The organism is Hirschia sp. (assembly GCF_058892565.1).
Map to the genome: position 1 here is coordinate 82,653 of NZ_JBZXVU010000016.1, position 16,776 is coordinate 99,428.

Genomic DNA, 16,776 nt, shown 5'->3' on the forward strand with positions numbered 1-16,776 from the left:
AGCTATGAAGCTGAACAGCCGATTTGAGCGCTAATATACGATACATAACCGGAAGAAAAAGGACTGAACGACCATGTACACAGATAACGCAGCTATTGGTCGCGACTTGATCGAGAAAAAACGTTCAACACGTCCGCTTCAAACACCCGGTGATGTATTGAATTTCTGGTTTGATGATGCTGCAAGTGATCCAGAAAAACTTGAAGGTCGCAATCAACTTTGGTGGTCTGGAGACGAAGAAATTGACAGGCTGGTCGCGACACGCGGTGTCACGCTTCTTGCGCGCCTTGCATCTGGGCTCGCTCAAGATTGGGCCAAGCGCGGCGCAGCTGAGAGACTTGCAGCCATTGTCGCGATTGATCAATTCACTCGCAATATTTTCCGTGACACAGAATTCGCATTTGAAAATGATGCGCTAGCTTTAAAACTTTGCAAGGATGGATTGCTCAAAGAAGAAGACAAAGTTCTTGCTCCGGTGAAGCGCTGGTTTTTCTATCTTCCGCTGATGCATTCAGAAAACCTTGCTGATCAAGATCGCTGTGTTGAGTTGTTCGAAAATCTACTCGAAGACACAGACGACGCATATTATAGCACCATCAAAAATGCGCTTGAGTTTGCGATCAAACACCGTGACGTCATTCAAAAATATGGTCGTTTCCCGCACAGAAATGCAGTGTTGGAACGCAAATCAACACCTGCCGAACTTGATTACCTAGCACAGCCGGGTGCTGGTTTTTAATGCAGCCTGATCTGACAATTTATATCGACGCGGATGCATGTCCCGTCAAAAACGAAATTTTCAAAGTCGGTGAACGCCACAACGCTCTAATTTGGGTTGTCTCCAACTCGTTCCTGCAAGTACCTCGCATGCCTTTTATCAAACAAATGGTTGTGGATGCAGGGCCAGACGAAGCTGACAACTGGATCGCTGATAATTGTGATGAAAAATCAATAGCGATCACAGCAGACATTTTGTTGGCTGAACGCGCATTGGAAAATAACGCTGTCGTTCTCAAGCCTGATGGGAAAGCTTTCACCAAGGAAATGATAGGTGCCGCCGTGGCAACACGCGCCCTGATGGAGCAATTGCGGTCCACTGGCGAGCAAATGGGCGGAGCAGCTCCATTTTCTCAAGCAGACCGGTCGCGCTTCCTTCAAGCCCTACATGAAGCATGCGTCAAAATGAAAGCTAGCTAGTTTAGTTTTTTCACATCTTTAGGTGCCGGCTCTGGCGGTGCGAATGTATCTGGAATAGGCACAGCAGATACACCTTCTTCAATCAGTGCTTTTGCTTCTTCTGGTGTTGCTCGTCCCCATACAGATCGCGTTTCTTGATCCCCATAATGCATGGCGCGCGCTTCATTGGCGAATTTATCACCGACATATTCATGCGTTTTTCCAATATGTTCTCGCACTTTGGAAGCAACGCGCTCAATTTCATCTGGTGTCGGCATGGAATCAGATTTCGGCATTTTCAATTTACCCGATTTGCTGCCCGAATCCCGAATCATAGGAGCCATAATCTGTTTATTGATTTTCGTAGATCCACAGACTGGACACTCTACCAAGCCACGCTCTGACTGATCATCATAAGCAGTAGAGGACGCAAACCATGCTTCAAACTCATGATCTCCCGGACAGCAAAGCGCATACTTTATCATTTATTGGCCTATGTATATTCCATTCAACGAATTGCTTTGTCTCCCCTCCTGAACAAAGCCGTCCCATTCATATTACCCTAGCATAACATCCAGAGCACCTTTGCTCTCTAAAGCCATCATATCATCACAACCGCCAATGTGTTCATTACCTATGAAAATCTGAGGAAATGTCGCACCGCCATTTGAGCGTTTTATCATTTCCTGCTTTTTTGCGGCATCCATACCAGCATCAATTTCTTCGAAGTCTACACCTTTTTTCTTAAGTAGCGAAACTGCTCGCGTACAATAGGGACACATCATGCGGGTATAGATAGTAACTTTGGCCATATAACTCTCCTTGGAGTTTTAATTGAACAGCAATTTCATATAGTAGGATCTGTAGGACTTACAACGCGAGAAAGTGTAATGACATCTACACTTGTCGCACCAGAACGCTTCAAAGCACGGCAACATGCCTCCACTGTTGCTCCTGTTGTATAAACATCATCAACTAATAGAATACGTTTTCCAGCTATTTTTTTATGATGTCTTTTAGCAATGTGAAAAGCGCCTTCTACATTCTTTTGTCGCCCGACTGCACTACGCCCCGCTTGAGATGGTGTATTTCTCCGGCGTTTCAAAATATGATGCGCGAGTTTCAAATCACGCCTTCGGGCAATAGCAGCTGCCAACCACAATGATTGATTATACCCGCGAGACCTCAATCGACTCGCATGCAATGGCACCGCCATCACAAAGTCGGCATCACGCACTAAATCCCCCGCAACGTCCACACACCATTGCGACATCAACTTTAGTCCATTGCGATCTGCACCATTCTTGAACCGCAAAATAATGCGACTGGTCAAATCATCGTAAATAAAGACGGCTCGCGCGCGATCAAATGCAGGTTTGCGAGCGATACAGGCTGCGCATTCCACCAATTCATAGGCGTCGCCAACATCATGCATCGCCTCAAAAGGTGCACCGCACCGACAACAAACGGGCATATTCAGAAATTTAATATCAAGCCAATATTCCACTTCGATCAAACCGGGGCCTGCTATCTGATCTCCCGTCACAAGAGAGCGCGGCGGCCAGATAAGTTGATCAATATTACGTAATACTCTTCGAGAGTGATTGCCTAGTGCTCGGAAAAAAGCATATTGGCCCAATGACGCTTTCATCTGATAAACACTCTTCCCCAGCAAACCAGCAAATTGGCTCTTCAAACAATTCGGGTGCCCCAATTGTTTTTGACCGCCTCTCTGTCAAAAAGCACAGAAATCGCGCTGCGCAAAATTTTGGTGACCATTCTTTTCTAAAGACCAGAGCTGCTGAAGATATCGCCGACCGACTCGAAGTCATTCCACGTCCATTTAAGAAAATTCTCGATATAGGCAGCCATACGGGTGAAGTAGAGGTAGAATTGCGATCGCGTCCATCCATCGCAGAGCGCCTTGGTGTCGTCATCAAGAGTGACCTTTCTCCAAAATTCGCAACACAATCGGGAGAGCTGTCTGTCGCTGCTGATGAAGAGTTTCTGCCATTTAAACCAGCCAGCTTTGATGCCGCCCTATCTAGCTTAGCATTGCATTGGGTCAATGATCTGCCTGGCGCACTTGTTCAGATAAGAAACGCGCTCATTCCAGATGGGCTGTTTATCGCACAACTACTGGGCGGTAGAACTCTCCATGAATTACGAACGAGCCTGATCGAAGCTGAAACGGAGATTCGCGGCGGTGCGGCAATGCGCATATCTCCATTTGCAGACGTGCAAGATATGTCAACGCTGTTGCAACGCGCAGGTTTTGTGATGCCAGTCGCCGACACAGAAACAATTACTGTGCGTTATTCAAACCCGATAAAGCTATTTCAAGATTTGCGCGGAATGGGTGAAACAGCAGCTTCAGCTCGCAGACCAAACGAAACAAGACAACCCAATCTAACGCGCTCAATCCTTTTTAAAGCGCTAGAAATATATGCGAATAAATTTTCAGATAAGGATGGGAAATTTATAGCAACATTTGAAATCGTCACAGCATCAGGCTGGTCACCCGGACCAGATCAACCCAAACCGCTTGCACGAGGTTCCGCCAAGGTTAGCTTAAAGGACGCATTGAATAACGTAAAAAACGACGACGAATAGAAAAATAACGCAGTGAAGTAACTAGTTTGCTTGAGAGGCAACAGCCTCGTCCCATTTGGTGGAGACATTATCAAAGTTTTTGCTGTTTTCAGTTCCAACAACTTCAACACTCGTGATTATAGCAACCGCTATCAAAGAGGCGATCAAACCATACTCTATCGCAGTCGCACCGGATTTATCCGCGCAAAATTTTTGCAGAAGAGTTTTGATTTTTATTCCCCACATTTGCGGCTTCCTATCCATCTTCTATAATCATCCATAAGCCTCACATCAGCCGGAGGCGTTGGATATTTCGCTAATTCGTCTACGGATACCCAAGCCAAATCTTGGCCTTCGCACCCTTCCGGTTCACCTTCCCAAGTTTGGCAAAGATAAACTGGCATTAGAAGATGAAAATCTTTGTAGGCATGGGATGCAAAAGTGAATGGCAAGAAATCTCGCTCATCAACTTTTATTCCCAATTCCTCTTTTAATTCCCGGACCAAAGCAGCTTCAGGATTTTCGCCTTCTTCTACCTTGCCACCTGGAAATTCCCAGAGACCCGCTAAACTCTTCCCTTCTGGACGCTGTGCCAATAACAATCTGTCTTCTTGATCTACAAGTGCGACAGCTGAAACCAACACCAACTTTTTGTCTGTCATATGCTTAGAACACTTTTTTCAAGATCAAATTAGGATAACCGGTTAAGTTCGATATGCCCCGTTAATATCCACGTAACCATGAGTGAGATCACACGTCCAAACCTGAGCCTGTGCATCGCCAACACCAACATCCACACGAATGCTTATTTCCTGAGCCTGACACGCTTTGCTTGCAGCGTCTTCGGAATAATCAGGCACACGCATACCATTGCGCGCAACTTCAACATCTCCAAAAGAAATACTCAACGCATCGCGATTAACTGGCTGATCTGTTTTCCCAACAGCCATTACGATACGCCCCCAATTCGCATCCGAAGCAGCTAAAGCTGTTTTTACCAATGGTGAATTGGCAATACTCGTTGCAATGATTTTAGCAGAAGAAACCGAGGCAGCACCCGTTACAGTGATGTCGACAAGCTTAGTCGCCCCCTCACCATCTCGGACAATCTGGATCGCCAAATCATGCATAACTTTATGAAAAGCAACTGAAAAATCTGCGATTCGTTCGTCATCTACATCTTCTATGAGCGGGCCAACTTTTCTGGTCGCAAATAACATGAATGTATCTGATGTGGATGTGTCACCATCCACTGTGATGCAATTAAACGTGCTATCAGTATAGCGCGCCAAAAGTGCCTGACATACAGACGGGGATAAATTAGCATCTGTAAAAACATATCCAAGCATGGTTGCCATATTAGGCATGATCATACCAGAGCCTTTGGCAATACCGCCGATCTGAACTTCCACCCCATCAATGCTGGCACTTGCCGTACTAGCCTTTGGAAAAGTGTCAGTCGTCATGAATGCTTCACCAGCATCATTCAAACTAGCCGTTCCCAGCTTTGGCCAGATTTCTCGCACTTTATCAGCAATAAATTCTGGCTCTAACGGTTCACCGATAACACCAGTGGCCGCCAGAAAAACACTGCTAGATTTACTATTATTCAATTGGGTAACGGCCGCGATCGTCGCATTATTTTTTGCAACACCAGCCGCACCAGTAAACGCATTGGAATTTCCAGCATTTACAACGAGCGCACTCGCCTCACCTTGGCCTGCACTTAATGCTTCACGGCACCAATCCACATCAGCAGAACAAGTTGATGAACGCGTGAAAACACCAGCTGCTGATGCTGGTTGTTCAAACCGCGCAATAAATACATCATTTCGGTTTCCATAGAAACCATTGCTGCCAACCGCAAATTCTACACCTGCTATTTGGGGTAAAATCGGCGTCGTTTCTGGAGCCAATGGCGATTTCGTCAGTTTCATACCGGCCATGCAACTATTCTTTCAAAGGTAAACTAGTCTGTAATTTCTTCATCTGGCAGAATAGGGCTGTTCTGCTCATCTATTTCCAACGCATTTGAAAAGGCATCATTAATTGGGCCTTCCACCTCTTCAAAAGAACGAATAATAGCCGAATCTTTATGAAGTTTCTTCAATAATCGTTCTAATTCGCTCGCAATCAGGAAATCCCATATTTGAGGTCTCAAATCCTGTAATGTCGGCAAGGGTTCGGGGCGCTTTTCTACGACCTTGATGACAACCCAACCTTTGCGCGTTTCAAATGGTTTGGATACGCCGCCCATCGCAGTATTCTGGATAGCATTGGCCAGCGGCAAAGGTGCTGTTTCAGGGTTTATAAATCCTAGATCACCACCTTCTAAACGTGTTTCTTCATCAATAGAGCGATTTGACGCTAGCACTGAAAAATCAGTTTCCGCTGTCATTTGTTTTATCATCGCGTTTGCAGCTTCAAGTGTGGGCAATACAATTTGGCGAACGCGATATTCCTCACCAAGCTGAAGCTGTTTTAAGTTGATAGATGTCTCATAATATTTCTGAATTGATGCTTCATCGACACCTTGAGAAAGCAACATATTTCCCAGCAACCGTTCTCTAATCACTTTCAAGCGATGCTGCACGTATGGGTCAGTATGCAAATTCTGTTTTTCAGCTTCTTTCGCCAACAAATGATCGTCGATGAGCGAATTGAGAATACGGGTAAATTCTGGCGTACTGGGATCAAGCGTACGCCCAGCTAAGAGGATACCTTGTGACTCCGCTTCCATTTCAATATCAGCGACATAAATAGGATATCCATCCACCGTTGCAGCAATTACCGCATCATCGGCTGCGGTCGGTGTGGGTTGAATCAATATGGCCTGCTCATCTTCACAAGCTGAAAGAACAATCAACGCCCCTAATAAACCAAGCATTCCCCGCACAGTTTTTAACACTGGAGACGGCTTCATTTCTTTGACTTGCATGATTCTGTTTCCCTGTATGGCACCCGAAAAATAAGGTTATTTGTAATATCGCATAGTCATCACGAACACCATTTGAACGCACTCAATACGAAGAGCTGTCGCTTTAGTCGAGATAAATTCGTCTAAAACACCCTTCAAGTGGGATAAAAAAGTCATAAAGCAGTGCAATGCTGTACCTAAGCGCCTTCGCCGCATTGACACACTAAGGGGGGCTGCTTACCTCTGCCTAACTGGTTTGACATATATCAACCTTTTTCAGGTAGTCATAACCGCGTCTTTACACGGTTTTGCAGTCGATTATTTTGTAGAACCATCTTTATTAGTTATCTATGCCCTTTGTGGCAGTCGAACGGTAGTATATTTATGTTTGGGATCGCCCAGAAACTTTTTGGTTCCGTCAACGACCGCAAATTAAAGCCTTTTCGTGCGCGTGTGCAGCAGATCAACGCACTAGAGCCCGTAACGGAAGCTTTATCCGATGATGCTTTGCGGGCCCGTACTGGTGAGTTTCGCCAGAAAATCGCCAACGGCGCACCACTGGATGATATTCTTCCAGAAGCTTTTGCAACCGTTCGGGAAGCAGCTAAACGCTCAATAGGCCTCCGTCATTTTGATACGCAGCTTATTGGAGGCATGGTCATGCATGCCGGTAATATTGCTGAGATGCGCACCGGTGAAGGTAAAACTTTGGTGGCAACGGCCCCAACCTACCTGAATGCGCTTGAAGGAAAAGGCGTTCACGTTATCACAGTGAATGACTATCTTGCTGCACGTGATGCTGAATGGATGGGTCAAGTCTATAATTTCCTAGGCATGAGCTGGGGCAGCATTGTTCACGGCATGGACGACAATCAACGCCGTGAAGCATACGCATGTGACATCACATACGGAACCAATAATGAGTTTGGCTTCGACTATCTGCGCGACAATATGAAATATTCGCTCGCAGATATGGTTCAACGCGGTCACCGTTATTGTATTGTTGATGAAGTTGACTCAATCCTAATTGATGAAAGCCGCACACCGCTTATCATTTCAGGTCCAACAGACGACCGTTCTGAGCTTTATATCAAATTAGACGCCATCATTCCTAATCTTGAAGAAGCCGATTTTGAATTAGATGAAAAACAAAAATCAGTTGTCTACACAGAAGAAGGCAATGAAAAACTAGAAGAATTGCTATCTCAAGCAGAACTTCTTGATGGCTCAATGTACGAACCATCAAATGTATCTGTTGTGCACCATGCGAATCAGGCTCTACGTGCCCACAAGCTTTTCAAGCGGGACATTGATTACATTGTACAAAAAGGTGAAGTTGTCCTGATTGACGAATTTACTGGACGTATGATGCCCGGTCGCCGCCTGTCAGAAGGTTTGCACCAAGCAATTGAAGCCAAAGAACGCACAAAAATTCAGCCAGAAAACCAAACACTGGCGTCTATCACCTTCCAAAACTATTTCCGACTATACGACAAACTATCTGGTATGACCGGTACAGCGTCCACTGAGGCTGATGAGTTTTCAGATATTTACAAACTCGGTGTGTTGGAAATTCCAACAAACAAACCCATTCAACGTATTGATGATGATGATGTTGTTTACCGGACTGCGAAAGAAAAATTCAACGCAATTATCGAAGATCTAGCTGATTGCTCAAAACGCGGCCAGCCTGTTTTGGTCGGAACAGTATCCATCGAAAAATCAGAACTTCTTTCAACACTCCTTGCCAATAAAGGTGTCAAACATCAGGTGCTGAACGCGCTGCATCATGAGCAAGAGGCTCAAATTGTTGCTATGGCGGGTGTACCTGGTGCCATCACCGTTGCCACTAACATGGCGGGTCGCGGAACCGACATTCAGCTTGGTGGTAATCTCGAAATGCGTATCGAGAAAGAAACTGCTGAAAAAGAAGAAAAACTTGGCCGTGAACTCACTGAAGTTGAAGCAAATGCTTTGGCAGAAGAAATTACAGCTGATGTCGCAGTCAAAAAACAACAAGCGCTCGATGCAGGTGGATTATATGTTCTGGCAACAGAACGCCATGAGAGCCGCCGTATTGATAACCAATTACGTGGTCGTACGGGCCGTCAAGGTGACCCTGGACGTTCAAAATTCTTCATCTGTCTAGAAGATGACCTTCTTCGTATTTTTGCCGCAGATAGACTAGATGCAATCATGCGTCGTCTAGGTATTGAAGAAGGTGAAGCAATTGTTCACCCATGGATGAATAAAGCACTGGAAACATCCCAGCGCCGCGTGGAACAACGCAATTTTGAAATCCGTAAAAATCTTTTGAAATATGATGATGTTATCAATGATCAGCGTAAAGCAATCTTTGAACAACGCATCGAATTTATGCACGCTAAACAAGTCACAGATGATATTCGTGAAATGCGTCATCAGACCATTGAAGCAATGGTTCACACTCACATGCCAGCCAAAGCATTCCATGAACAATGGGACATTGATGGCTTGGAAAAAACCTTACTTGAAGAATTCGCTCTTCAAGCACCTGTTCGTCAATGGGCAGATGCTGAAGGTGTCGCGACCGAAGAAGTTGTTGAGCAATTGATCGAATTTTGCGATGACGCCTACGCTAAAAAAGCAATCGGTGTCGGCGAAGAGCGCATGCGCTGGATAGAGAAACAAGTTCTGCTTCAAGAAGTTGACACCCGCTGGCGTGAGCACTTGTCAAATGTTGATCAGCTTCGTTCCGTTGTGCACCTTCGCGGTTATGCGCAACGTGACCCTCTCAATGAATTTAAGTCCGAAGCGTTTGCATTATTTGAATCTCTACTCACAGACATGAGAACAGCGGTCACAACAATGCTTATGCGTTTGCAAGTTGCATCTGAAGAAGGTGGCACGCAAGCAAGTGAAATCGCACCTGCTGAACCACCTAAAGCAGTGGTGCAAACTCACATTGACCCGCAAACAGGCCAGAATGAAATGGCGCAAGCACCGCGTCAGGACCCCGCGTGGGACAGAACGCCAAGAAACTCCGCTTGTCCTTGTGGGTCTGGTAAAAAGTATAAACATTGTCATGGCGATGTAAGTGCAGCAGCATCAACAAAGGGCGCTGTGTAGCTTCTACCGTACAATTTTCAGGAAAAACGCATATTTCTGCATTGGAATATGCGTTTTTTTGTGTTTCATGAACTTATTGTAATGTTACTTTATTAATTCGAATCCAGAACTGCACTCAGACTCTTGATCGATGCCTATAGCTATGATGGTTAATCGCAAAATGGAAAAGAGCGCCCTAGTAAGGCCAATTTTCCAATGTAGAGATCTGACTTTGATGTTTAAGAACAGTTCAATAATTTGTAGATTTAGAATACAGGGCCAATGAAATGAAGTTTTCGCCAATCCTAGCTATCAGCCTAAGTGCGATATCAACCTCTGCATATGCACAAGCCACCTACACGGGTGAAGGCTCATTTGCAGCTGGTTACACCACAGGAAACACGGAAACAACGAATGCCGGCATTGGATTAAAATTAGCGCGTGAAGCATCCACATGGCGACAATCAGGAGAGTTCAAAGCTGATTATGGTGAGAACGAAGGCTTAGAAAACCAGAACCGTATATTTGCTGCGGGCCAGTTAGACCGCAAATTTGATAGTCCACGATGGACAGCTTATGGACGAACAACCTATGAGCAGGACAAGTTTTCAGGTTTTGACAACCGTGCTTTTGTTGGGGGTGGTTTGGGTTATATTGCTCTTGATGGTGATAAAGCCACTTGGACAATTGAAGGTGGTCCAGGGTGGAGATTTGATACAATCGCGGAATCGACAAGCAATGATGTCGTCACACCTAGTTATAAAGAAGATAGTGTCGCATTACGTGCAGGTTCGACATTCAATTATCGCTTCAATGAAAACGTAACATTCTCGAACGATACCAACGCTGTTTATGCTGAAGCATCAACACAATTTGTGAATGGATTATCGCTTACTGCAAACCTGTTTAATGATATTTCAGCGCGGTTTTCCGTTGATGTGCGCTACGACACTGATCCACCGAGTAACAGAACAGAGAAAACAGATACGGCGACCAAAATCTCTTTTGTTTACGCATTTTCAAATCAATAATAAAAAAGGCTCCGCCATATGACGGAGCCTTTTTTCTATGAGTAATCTAACTTGAAAGCTTAATTCAAGCCTTCACGTCCAATCTTATAGAAGCGTTCTTTACGTTGTTTACGCAACGCTTCAGGAGATAAATCTTTCAACTCATCTAGTGAACGATCCAGCAAATCACTTACACGCGTGTAAACATCTTGAGGCGCACGGTGAGCCCCACCAATTGGCTCTTCGACAACCGCATCGACAATCTTCATTTTCTCAAGATCGGCTGCTGTAATTTTCATAGCTTCTGCTGCATCTTTCGCACGAGCAGCATCTCTAAATAAAATTGAAGCAGCACCTTCAGGAGAAATCACAGTGTAGATAGAGTGCTCAAGCATGAAAACCTTATTGCCAGAAGCAAGTGCAACAGCTCCACCAGATCCACCTTCACCCGTGATGATAGAAATCAAGGGTGTATTTAGCGTCAATCCTTTTTCGATTGATTTTGCAATCGCCTCAGCTTGCCCGCGTTCTTCTCCACCTCGTCCAGGGTATGCACCGGCTGTATCAATTAGGGCGATCACAGGAAGGTTAAAACGCTCAGCCAGCTCATATAAGCGGTAAGTTTTGCGGTATCCTTCAGGGCGCGCCATTCCAAAATTGTGTTTGATCCGCTCTTCAGTCGTGCGCCCTTTTACATGGCCGACAACCATCACAGGCGTGCCCTTAAAACGAGCCAAACCACCAACAAGTGCTTCGTCATTCATAAATTTACGATCGCCGGCCAGCTCCACCCAATCGGTGAATAGGTTTTCGACATAATCAAAAAAGTGCGGGCGCTCTGGGTGACGCGAAACTTGGGCCTTTTGCCAAGGGCCAAGGCTTGTATAGATGTCGCGCAATTGTTTGTCAGATTTCTCGCGGAGCTTTTGTACTTCTTCTTCGATCGACGCACCACCTTCAGCCGCAGCAGCTTCAAGCTCTGCGATTTTCTTTTCCATCTCGGCAAGTGGTTTTTCAAAATCTAAAAAAGTTGATGGTGTGGACACGTTAAATCCTTACATTCTCGGCATATTCCAACAACACAAGTACGCCGTGCAAGCACGTGATGCAAGTCTATAAGGTCAATAACCCTTTGGCTCTACATTGAAAATCAAGAATAGACTTCGCTGCTTAGGAGAAAAATTATCATCCGACACAATGAATAGACGAATAATGCCGTTTTCTTCTCTTCGAACCGTGATCCCCTCGAAATTATCAGTGATTCCGGGTGGCTTCAAATATAGAAGTTCTTTTGGCTCGCCCAATTGATATTCATCATTTTCATCAAGTTGAACATGCGTTTGCAAAAGCCGAATATATGTGCCCGTTACCGGATTATAATGCCGGTGAAGCGAATAAAGATCACCTTCTGTATCGCTTTGTGCAAGAAAATCACTTCCAGTCATTTTCTTATTACCACCCGCATTAAGACGGTGTTTGAAATCCGCCATCTTGCCTTTCGGGCTAATGGAAACTTGAGATGCCCCGTCAATGAGGGTTTCAATGCCCAATATCAAACCACCATCTCCCGTCAAAGCGAGTGCTTCCATGCCGCCATTTGGGGATATTTTCTCAACACCATGCTTGTCCAAGTCCAAATCTAAAATTCGGCTTGCTCTGGCATTGCTTCCACATGTTTCAAGATCAAAAGCTTCAATGCGATGATCCTGCTCAAATGAAACAAGCGCCAAACCATTGCTAACAGCAAGACCTTCAGAATCAGCAGCGCGCTTACTGTCGTATGGCGTCCCATTTGTATCGCGAATCGCACTTATCTGCGCAGATACTGGTTGAAGGTGATCATATTCATCCATTCCAATCCAAAGAAAATCACCTTGATCCGTAATCGAAAGAAGCGATCCATTATCTAGTGTTTCAATACCTGAAATGCCGCCAAAGCGCGGGTCATCGCTCGTTAGATGATATCCTGCCACATATTCCAAACCGTTGAGCTCTGCACTTTTCAGAAAATCAAAAGATGCCGCTTCACCCGCATTCACATTCCTCAGATTTATTGGCGCGGTATAAAGACTGATTTCCTCTGGGGGAATATAGAGGGTATTTGATGGGCATGATGCTTGATAATGCTGGTTTGCAACTTCACCCAACACCCATCGTTTTTGTTCAATTGTGGTCGTCTCAGCCACCACAATATCAGCACTGCTCTTTGAAACTGTTTCTTCTTTTACTTCAGCCGATTTAGGAGGAGAACTCTCGCATCCAGCAATGAGAAAAGCGGCAAGCGCCACGCAAGTAATAGATAGATTTTGACTAACTTTTAAACGCACGCTGAACATCCCCCGTGCCGCTTCGTTTCAATCCAGAAACCCCACTGGATTTTTTTAATGACTTACTTGATCCACGCTTCGGATTTACGACAGTTTCACCTTTTTGCGAGCCTTCTTCATCAAAAAGTTCGGCCAGTTTATCCGTCATTGCCCCACCAAGCTGTTCGGCATCAACAATCGTGACAGCACGGCGATAATATCGCGTCACATCATGGCCAATACCAATGGCAAGTAATTCCACTGATGAGCGTGTTTCAATATAACTAATGACTTCCCGAAGATGAGATTCTAGATAATTACCTGTATTCACAGAAAGCGTTGAATCATCAACAGGGGCACCATCAGAAATCACCATCATAATGCGTCGCTGTTCAGGCCGCGCCATCAAACGATCATGCGCCCAGATCAACGCTTCGCCATCAATATTTTCTTTGAGCAACCCTTCGCGCATCATCAAGCCAAGGTTTTTACGCACCCGCCGCCATGGCGCATCCGCACTCTTATAAACAATGTGACGTAAATCATTTAGCCGCCCGGGAGAAGCAGGCTTTCCGGCATTAATCCATTCTTCGCGCGCTAAACCGCCCTTCCACGCTTTGGTGGTAAAGCCCAAAATCTCAACCTTGACGCCACACCGCTCTAACGTACGTGCTAGAATATCGGCACATAAAGCCGCAATCATGATAGGCCGCCCGCGCATTGATCCTGAATTATCCAGAAGCAAAGTCACAACGGTGTCGCGGAAATTGGAATCATCTTCCTGCATAAATGAGAGCGGTGAAGTTGGATCAACTAGAACACGGGTCAAGCGCGCAGTATCTAGGATGCCTTCTTCCAAATCAAATTGCCACGACCGGTTTTGCTGCGCCATCAATCGACGTTGCAGGCGATTTGCCAAACGTGAGACAGCCCCCTGCAAACCTTGCAATTGTGTATCAAGATAGGCTCTCAACCGACCAAGTTCTTCGGGATCACATAAAGTTTCAGCTGGTGCGATTTCATCATGCGCCGTTGAGAAAGCCTTGTAATTACCCGCTCCCCAATCATCGCCGGGGCGATAATTGGGACGAATAGGTTGTGAACCTTCATCCATTTCTGGAGCATCTTCATCAGAATCCATATCAGCTTCGGCTTCCATAGCCATTGCTGATTCACTCTCTGTGTCGCTTTCACCTTCTTCTTCGTCGAATTCTTCGCTGCCCTGACTTTCTGACTGCTCTTCGCCAGAGTTTTCATTTTGGTCTTCTGCTTCGTCAGTATCCTCAGCATCTTCGACTTCTTCGCCCTGATCTTCAGATTCTTCAGCAGGTGAAATTTCGTCACTCATATCCAAATCAGTCAGCAAACGCTTCACAGCATCTGCAAATTTAGATTGATCTGACATTGCTTTTTCTAAAGCTTCAAGCGAACCGGAAGCTCTTTTTTCAAGATCAGCTCGCCAAAAATCAGCCACATGTTCAGCTGCAGTCGGCAAAGGCTTACCAGTTAGCCTTTCTCTTAAAAGAAACTCGATCGCATCTGCTTGAGATATTTTCGTTCTTTCCTGAATGCGCATAAATTCGGCGCGTTCACAGCGCTCCTCAAGCACAGCATCAAGATTTGAAGCCACGCCATCCATCGCCTTTGCACCAATGGAATCAATACGTGCACGCTCAGCTGCTTCATAAATCGCTACAGCTTCTTCAGATTCCGGCATATTCGCCGAAAAAGCTTTGGCATCATGATGGCGTTTTTTTAGCGCAAGCATGTCTGCTTCACCACGCGCCAATGCAGCACTCGCAGCCGTCAATTTTCGAGGTGGACTATTGAGAACAATACGATCCCCGGATGCATGACCACCATCAGCTGAAAATCCAACTTCCACATTTTTATCGGCCACCATAGCAGCAGTCGTCACGGCTAAGGCTGAACGAAAAATTTCGTGTTGATCAGCGGGCTTACTCATTTAGGGATAGTATCTTTCCGGTCCATTACAAATTTTATGCGCTAAATCCAGCCAAAGCGCTCTCAGGAAGATCTTCACCAAATGCGCGTTGATAAAATTCAGCAACAACCGGACGTTCCAATTCGTCACATTTATTGACGAATGTCATACGGAAAGCTGTCGGCACATCACCAAAAATAGTGGCGTTCTCAGCCCAAGTTATCACAGTTCTTGGGCTCATAACGGTTGAGATGTCACCATTTATAAATGCTGCTCTGGAAAGATCTGCGACATGCACCATTTTAGATATAATTTCGGTGTCCATATCAGGCACTTTAGCCGCAACAATATCAGCTTCAACATCATGTTCTAGATAATTCAAAGTCGTCACAATTGACCAACGGTCCATCTGACCTTGGTTTAATTGTTGAGTCCCGTGATAAAGCCCCGTCGTATCACCCAAACCAATAGTATTGGTTGTTGCAAACAAACGGAAAAAATTGTGTGGACGCATAACTTTGTTCTGGTCGAGCAATGTCAATTGTCCAGAAGCCTCAAGAATACGCTGGATCACAAACATAACATCGGGACGCCCTGCATCATATTCATCAAATACAAGTGCGATCGGCCGCTGCAAAGCCCAAGGTAGAATTCCTTCACGAAACTCAGTGATCTGCTTGCCATCTTTCAGGACGATCGCGTCCTTACCGACAAGATCAATACGAGAAACGTGACTATCCAAATTGATCCGCATTAAAGGCCAATTCAAGCGCGCAGCAATCTGTTCAATATGTGTGGATTTACCTGTTCCGTGAAATCCTTGCACCATAACACGACGATTGTGGGTAAATCCTGCCAACACAGCACGCGTCGTCAACGGATCAAAACGATATGTATCATCATAATCAGGCACATAAGATGAGCGCTCAGGAAAAGCTGGCGCAGTGCCGTCCATATCAATGCCAAAAGTGTCACGAATGGACACCTCAACACTAGGAGCTAAACCTTTTAATTCTTCGGAAGCATCAGTAACGGACATAGGACCACGCAATATCAAACAATTCAAATCTTGGGCACCATAGAGCGGCCCGCGAAATGTTTCAAACGGTTAGATCAAGTTAAATGACAACTTGATAGAAAAGTAGAGGTGACATCTTGGCTCAAATATATGAGCCAAGCGTATTTATTGAGTTAGCCCAGCCGCTTTTAGCGTCTTAAAGGCTCTCATAATTTGTCCTAGTCGATGCTCTTGTGACCGATCACCACCATTAGAGTCAGGGTGGCACTCCTTAATCAAGCGCGAGTAACTCACTTTAATATGCTTGGCATCAGCATTGTGAGGCAAACCCAACTCATCAAGCGCCTTAATCTGCAAACGCGTCCGTTCAGGAGCATCGCTCTTGGAAGAGGGGCGGATTGGATTACCAGCCGCATCAAATTGGTGGCGACCATTATATATGCGCGAACGCAATCCAGCAGCAGCAGCAGAACCACTCACAGGTCCTGTTCCAAATTTCCAAGTCTTCTGATGTCCAGCATCTTCAGAATTGCGAAATGACATATATTCCGCTTCTGTCATTCCATCGAAGAAATTATATTGTTTGTTAAACTCAGAAGCATGACGCTGGCAAAACCAGTGAAAGTCTTCATCGCGCTTACGTTTGCGTTTGATTGCAGCAGCCGTTTGTTTAGGCGCTTTACAGTCGCCCGGTTTATCACACCCCTTGTGTTCACATACTTTAT

The 16,776-nt window shown here is 45.4% G+C and carries 17 protein-coding genes; 5 read left to right on the top strand and 12 right to left on the bottom strand.

All coding sequences use genetic code 11. From position 1 onward, the window contains the following. Positions 1-73 precede the first annotated feature (73 nt). Together AC5EF3_RS06735 and AC5EF3_RS06740 are read left to right on the top strand one after the other, a co-directional pair. Complete coding sequence (locus AC5EF3_RS06735) at positions 74-739, top strand: DUF924 family protein (RefSeq protein ID WP_015826647.1); 666 nt, start codon at positions 74-76, stop codon at positions 737-739. After that, entirely contained in the window at positions 739-1,197 is a 459-nt protein-coding gene (locus AC5EF3_RS06740) for a YaiI/YqxD family protein (protein ID WP_015826646.1), read from the top strand. Before AC5EF3_RS06735 ends, AC5EF3_RS06740 begins: the two co-directional genes overlap by 1 nt. Here AC5EF3_RS06740 and AC5EF3_RS06745 read toward each other — a convergent pair. From AC5EF3_RS06745 to AC5EF3_RS06755, 3 genes are all read right to left on the bottom strand, one after another. Continuing rightward, the gene (locus tag AC5EF3_RS06745) at positions 1,194-1,661 is read right to left on the bottom strand and encodes a DUF1178 family protein (protein WP_493547484.1); all 468 of its coding nucleotides are present in this window, start codon (positions 1,659-1,661) and stop codon (positions 1,194-1,196) included. The genes AC5EF3_RS06740 and AC5EF3_RS06745 overlap by 4 nt on opposite strands. Before the next feature lie 72 nt (positions 1,662-1,733). Next, positions 1,734-1,988 carry a glutaredoxin 3 gene (grxC, locus tag AC5EF3_RS06750; protein ID WP_015826644.1) on the bottom strand — a complete coding sequence of 85 codons (255 nt, stop codon included), beginning with the start codon at positions 1,986-1,988 and terminating at the stop codon, positions 1,734-1,736. Between the two features lie 35 nt (positions 1,989-2,023). Further along, positions 2,024-2,827 (bottom strand): ComFC family protein, encoded by an 804-nt coding sequence (locus AC5EF3_RS06755; protein WP_493547485.1) that lies wholly within the window; start codon positions 2,825-2,827, stop codon positions 2,024-2,026. On the opposite strand from AC5EF3_RS06755, the gene AC5EF3_RS06760 reads away from it, so the two are divergent. Then, entirely contained in the window at positions 2,815-3,789 is a 975-nt protein-coding gene (locus tag AC5EF3_RS06760; RefSeq protein WP_493547486.1) for a methyltransferase domain-containing protein, read from the top strand. The two genes, AC5EF3_RS06755 and AC5EF3_RS06760, sit on opposite strands and share 13 nt — an antisense overlap. A 21-nt stretch (positions 3,790-3,810) precedes the next feature. On the opposite strand, the gene AC5EF3_RS06765 is transcribed toward AC5EF3_RS06760, so the two are convergent. Genes AC5EF3_RS06765 through AC5EF3_RS06780 form a run of 4 tightly spaced genes read right to left on the bottom strand, consistent with a single transcriptional unit; the run spans position 3,811 to position 6,706 of the window. After that, entirely contained in the window at positions 3,811-4,014 is a 204-nt protein-coding gene (locus AC5EF3_RS06765) for a Flp family type IVb pilin (RefSeq protein ID WP_015826641.1), read from the bottom strand. Continuing rightward, complete coding sequence (gene mutT, locus AC5EF3_RS06770) at positions 4,002-4,430, bottom strand: 8-oxo-dGTP diphosphatase MutT (protein ID WP_015826640.1); 429 nt, start codon at positions 4,428-4,430, stop codon at positions 4,002-4,004. Before mutT ends, AC5EF3_RS06765 begins: the two co-directional genes overlap by 13 nt. A gap of 42 nt (positions 4,431-4,472) precedes the next feature. After that, positions 4,473-5,714: a bifunctional glutamate N-acetyltransferase/amino-acid acetyltransferase ArgJ gene (gene argJ, locus AC5EF3_RS06775; protein WP_493547487.1), complete on the bottom strand. Its 1,242-nt coding sequence runs from the start codon at positions 5,712-5,714 to the stop codon at positions 4,473-4,475. Positions 5,715-5,737: 23 nt separating this feature from the next. After that, on the bottom strand, positions 5,738-6,706 hold the full coding sequence (locus AC5EF3_RS06780; protein WP_015826638.1) for a peptidylprolyl isomerase: 969 nt from the start codon (positions 6,704-6,706) through the stop codon (positions 5,738-5,740). Positions 6,707-7,069: 363 nt separating this feature from the next. On the opposite strand from AC5EF3_RS06780, the gene secA reads away from it, so the two are divergent. Then, positions 7,070-9,793, top strand: a complete 2,724-nt coding sequence (gene secA, locus AC5EF3_RS06785) for a preprotein translocase subunit SecA (RefSeq protein WP_493547488.1) — start codon at positions 7,070-7,072, stop codon at positions 9,791-9,793. 266 nt (positions 9,794-10,059) lie between these two features. Then, positions 10,060-10,803, top strand: coding sequence for a DUF481 domain-containing protein (locus AC5EF3_RS06790; protein WP_015826636.1), 744 nt, complete (start codon positions 10,060-10,062; stop codon positions 10,801-10,803). A gap of 59 nt (positions 10,804-10,862) precedes the next feature. Here AC5EF3_RS06790 and AC5EF3_RS06795 read toward each other — a convergent pair whose 3' ends face one another. The 5 genes from AC5EF3_RS06795 to AC5EF3_RS06815 all read right to left on the bottom strand — a co-directional run. Continuing rightward, complete coding sequence (locus tag AC5EF3_RS06795; protein WP_493547489.1) at positions 10,863-11,828, bottom strand: acetyl-CoA carboxylase carboxyltransferase subunit alpha; 966 nt, start codon at positions 11,826-11,828, stop codon at positions 10,863-10,865. Positions 11,829-11,903: 75 nt separating this feature from the next. After that, positions 11,904-13,109: an esterase-like activity of phytase family protein gene (locus AC5EF3_RS06800; RefSeq protein WP_493547490.1), complete on the bottom strand. Its 1,206-nt coding sequence runs from the start codon at positions 13,107-13,109 to the stop codon at positions 11,904-11,906. Next, positions 13,093-15,054: a cobaltochelatase subunit CobT gene (cobT, locus tag AC5EF3_RS06805; protein WP_493547491.1), complete on the bottom strand. Its 1,962-nt coding sequence runs from the start codon at positions 15,052-15,054 to the stop codon at positions 13,093-13,095. Before cobT ends, AC5EF3_RS06800 begins: the two co-directional genes overlap by 17 nt. Before the next feature lie 34 nt (positions 15,055-15,088). Further along, positions 15,089-16,072: a cobaltochelatase subunit CobS gene (gene cobS, locus AC5EF3_RS06810; protein WP_493547492.1), complete on the bottom strand. Its 984-nt coding sequence runs from the start codon at positions 16,070-16,072 to the stop codon at positions 15,089-15,091. A gap of 144 nt (positions 16,073-16,216) precedes the next feature. Beyond that, the coding region (locus AC5EF3_RS06815) for a DnaJ domain-containing protein (RefSeq protein ID WP_493547493.1) at positions 16,217-16,776 on the bottom strand (560 nt) is incomplete at its 5' end.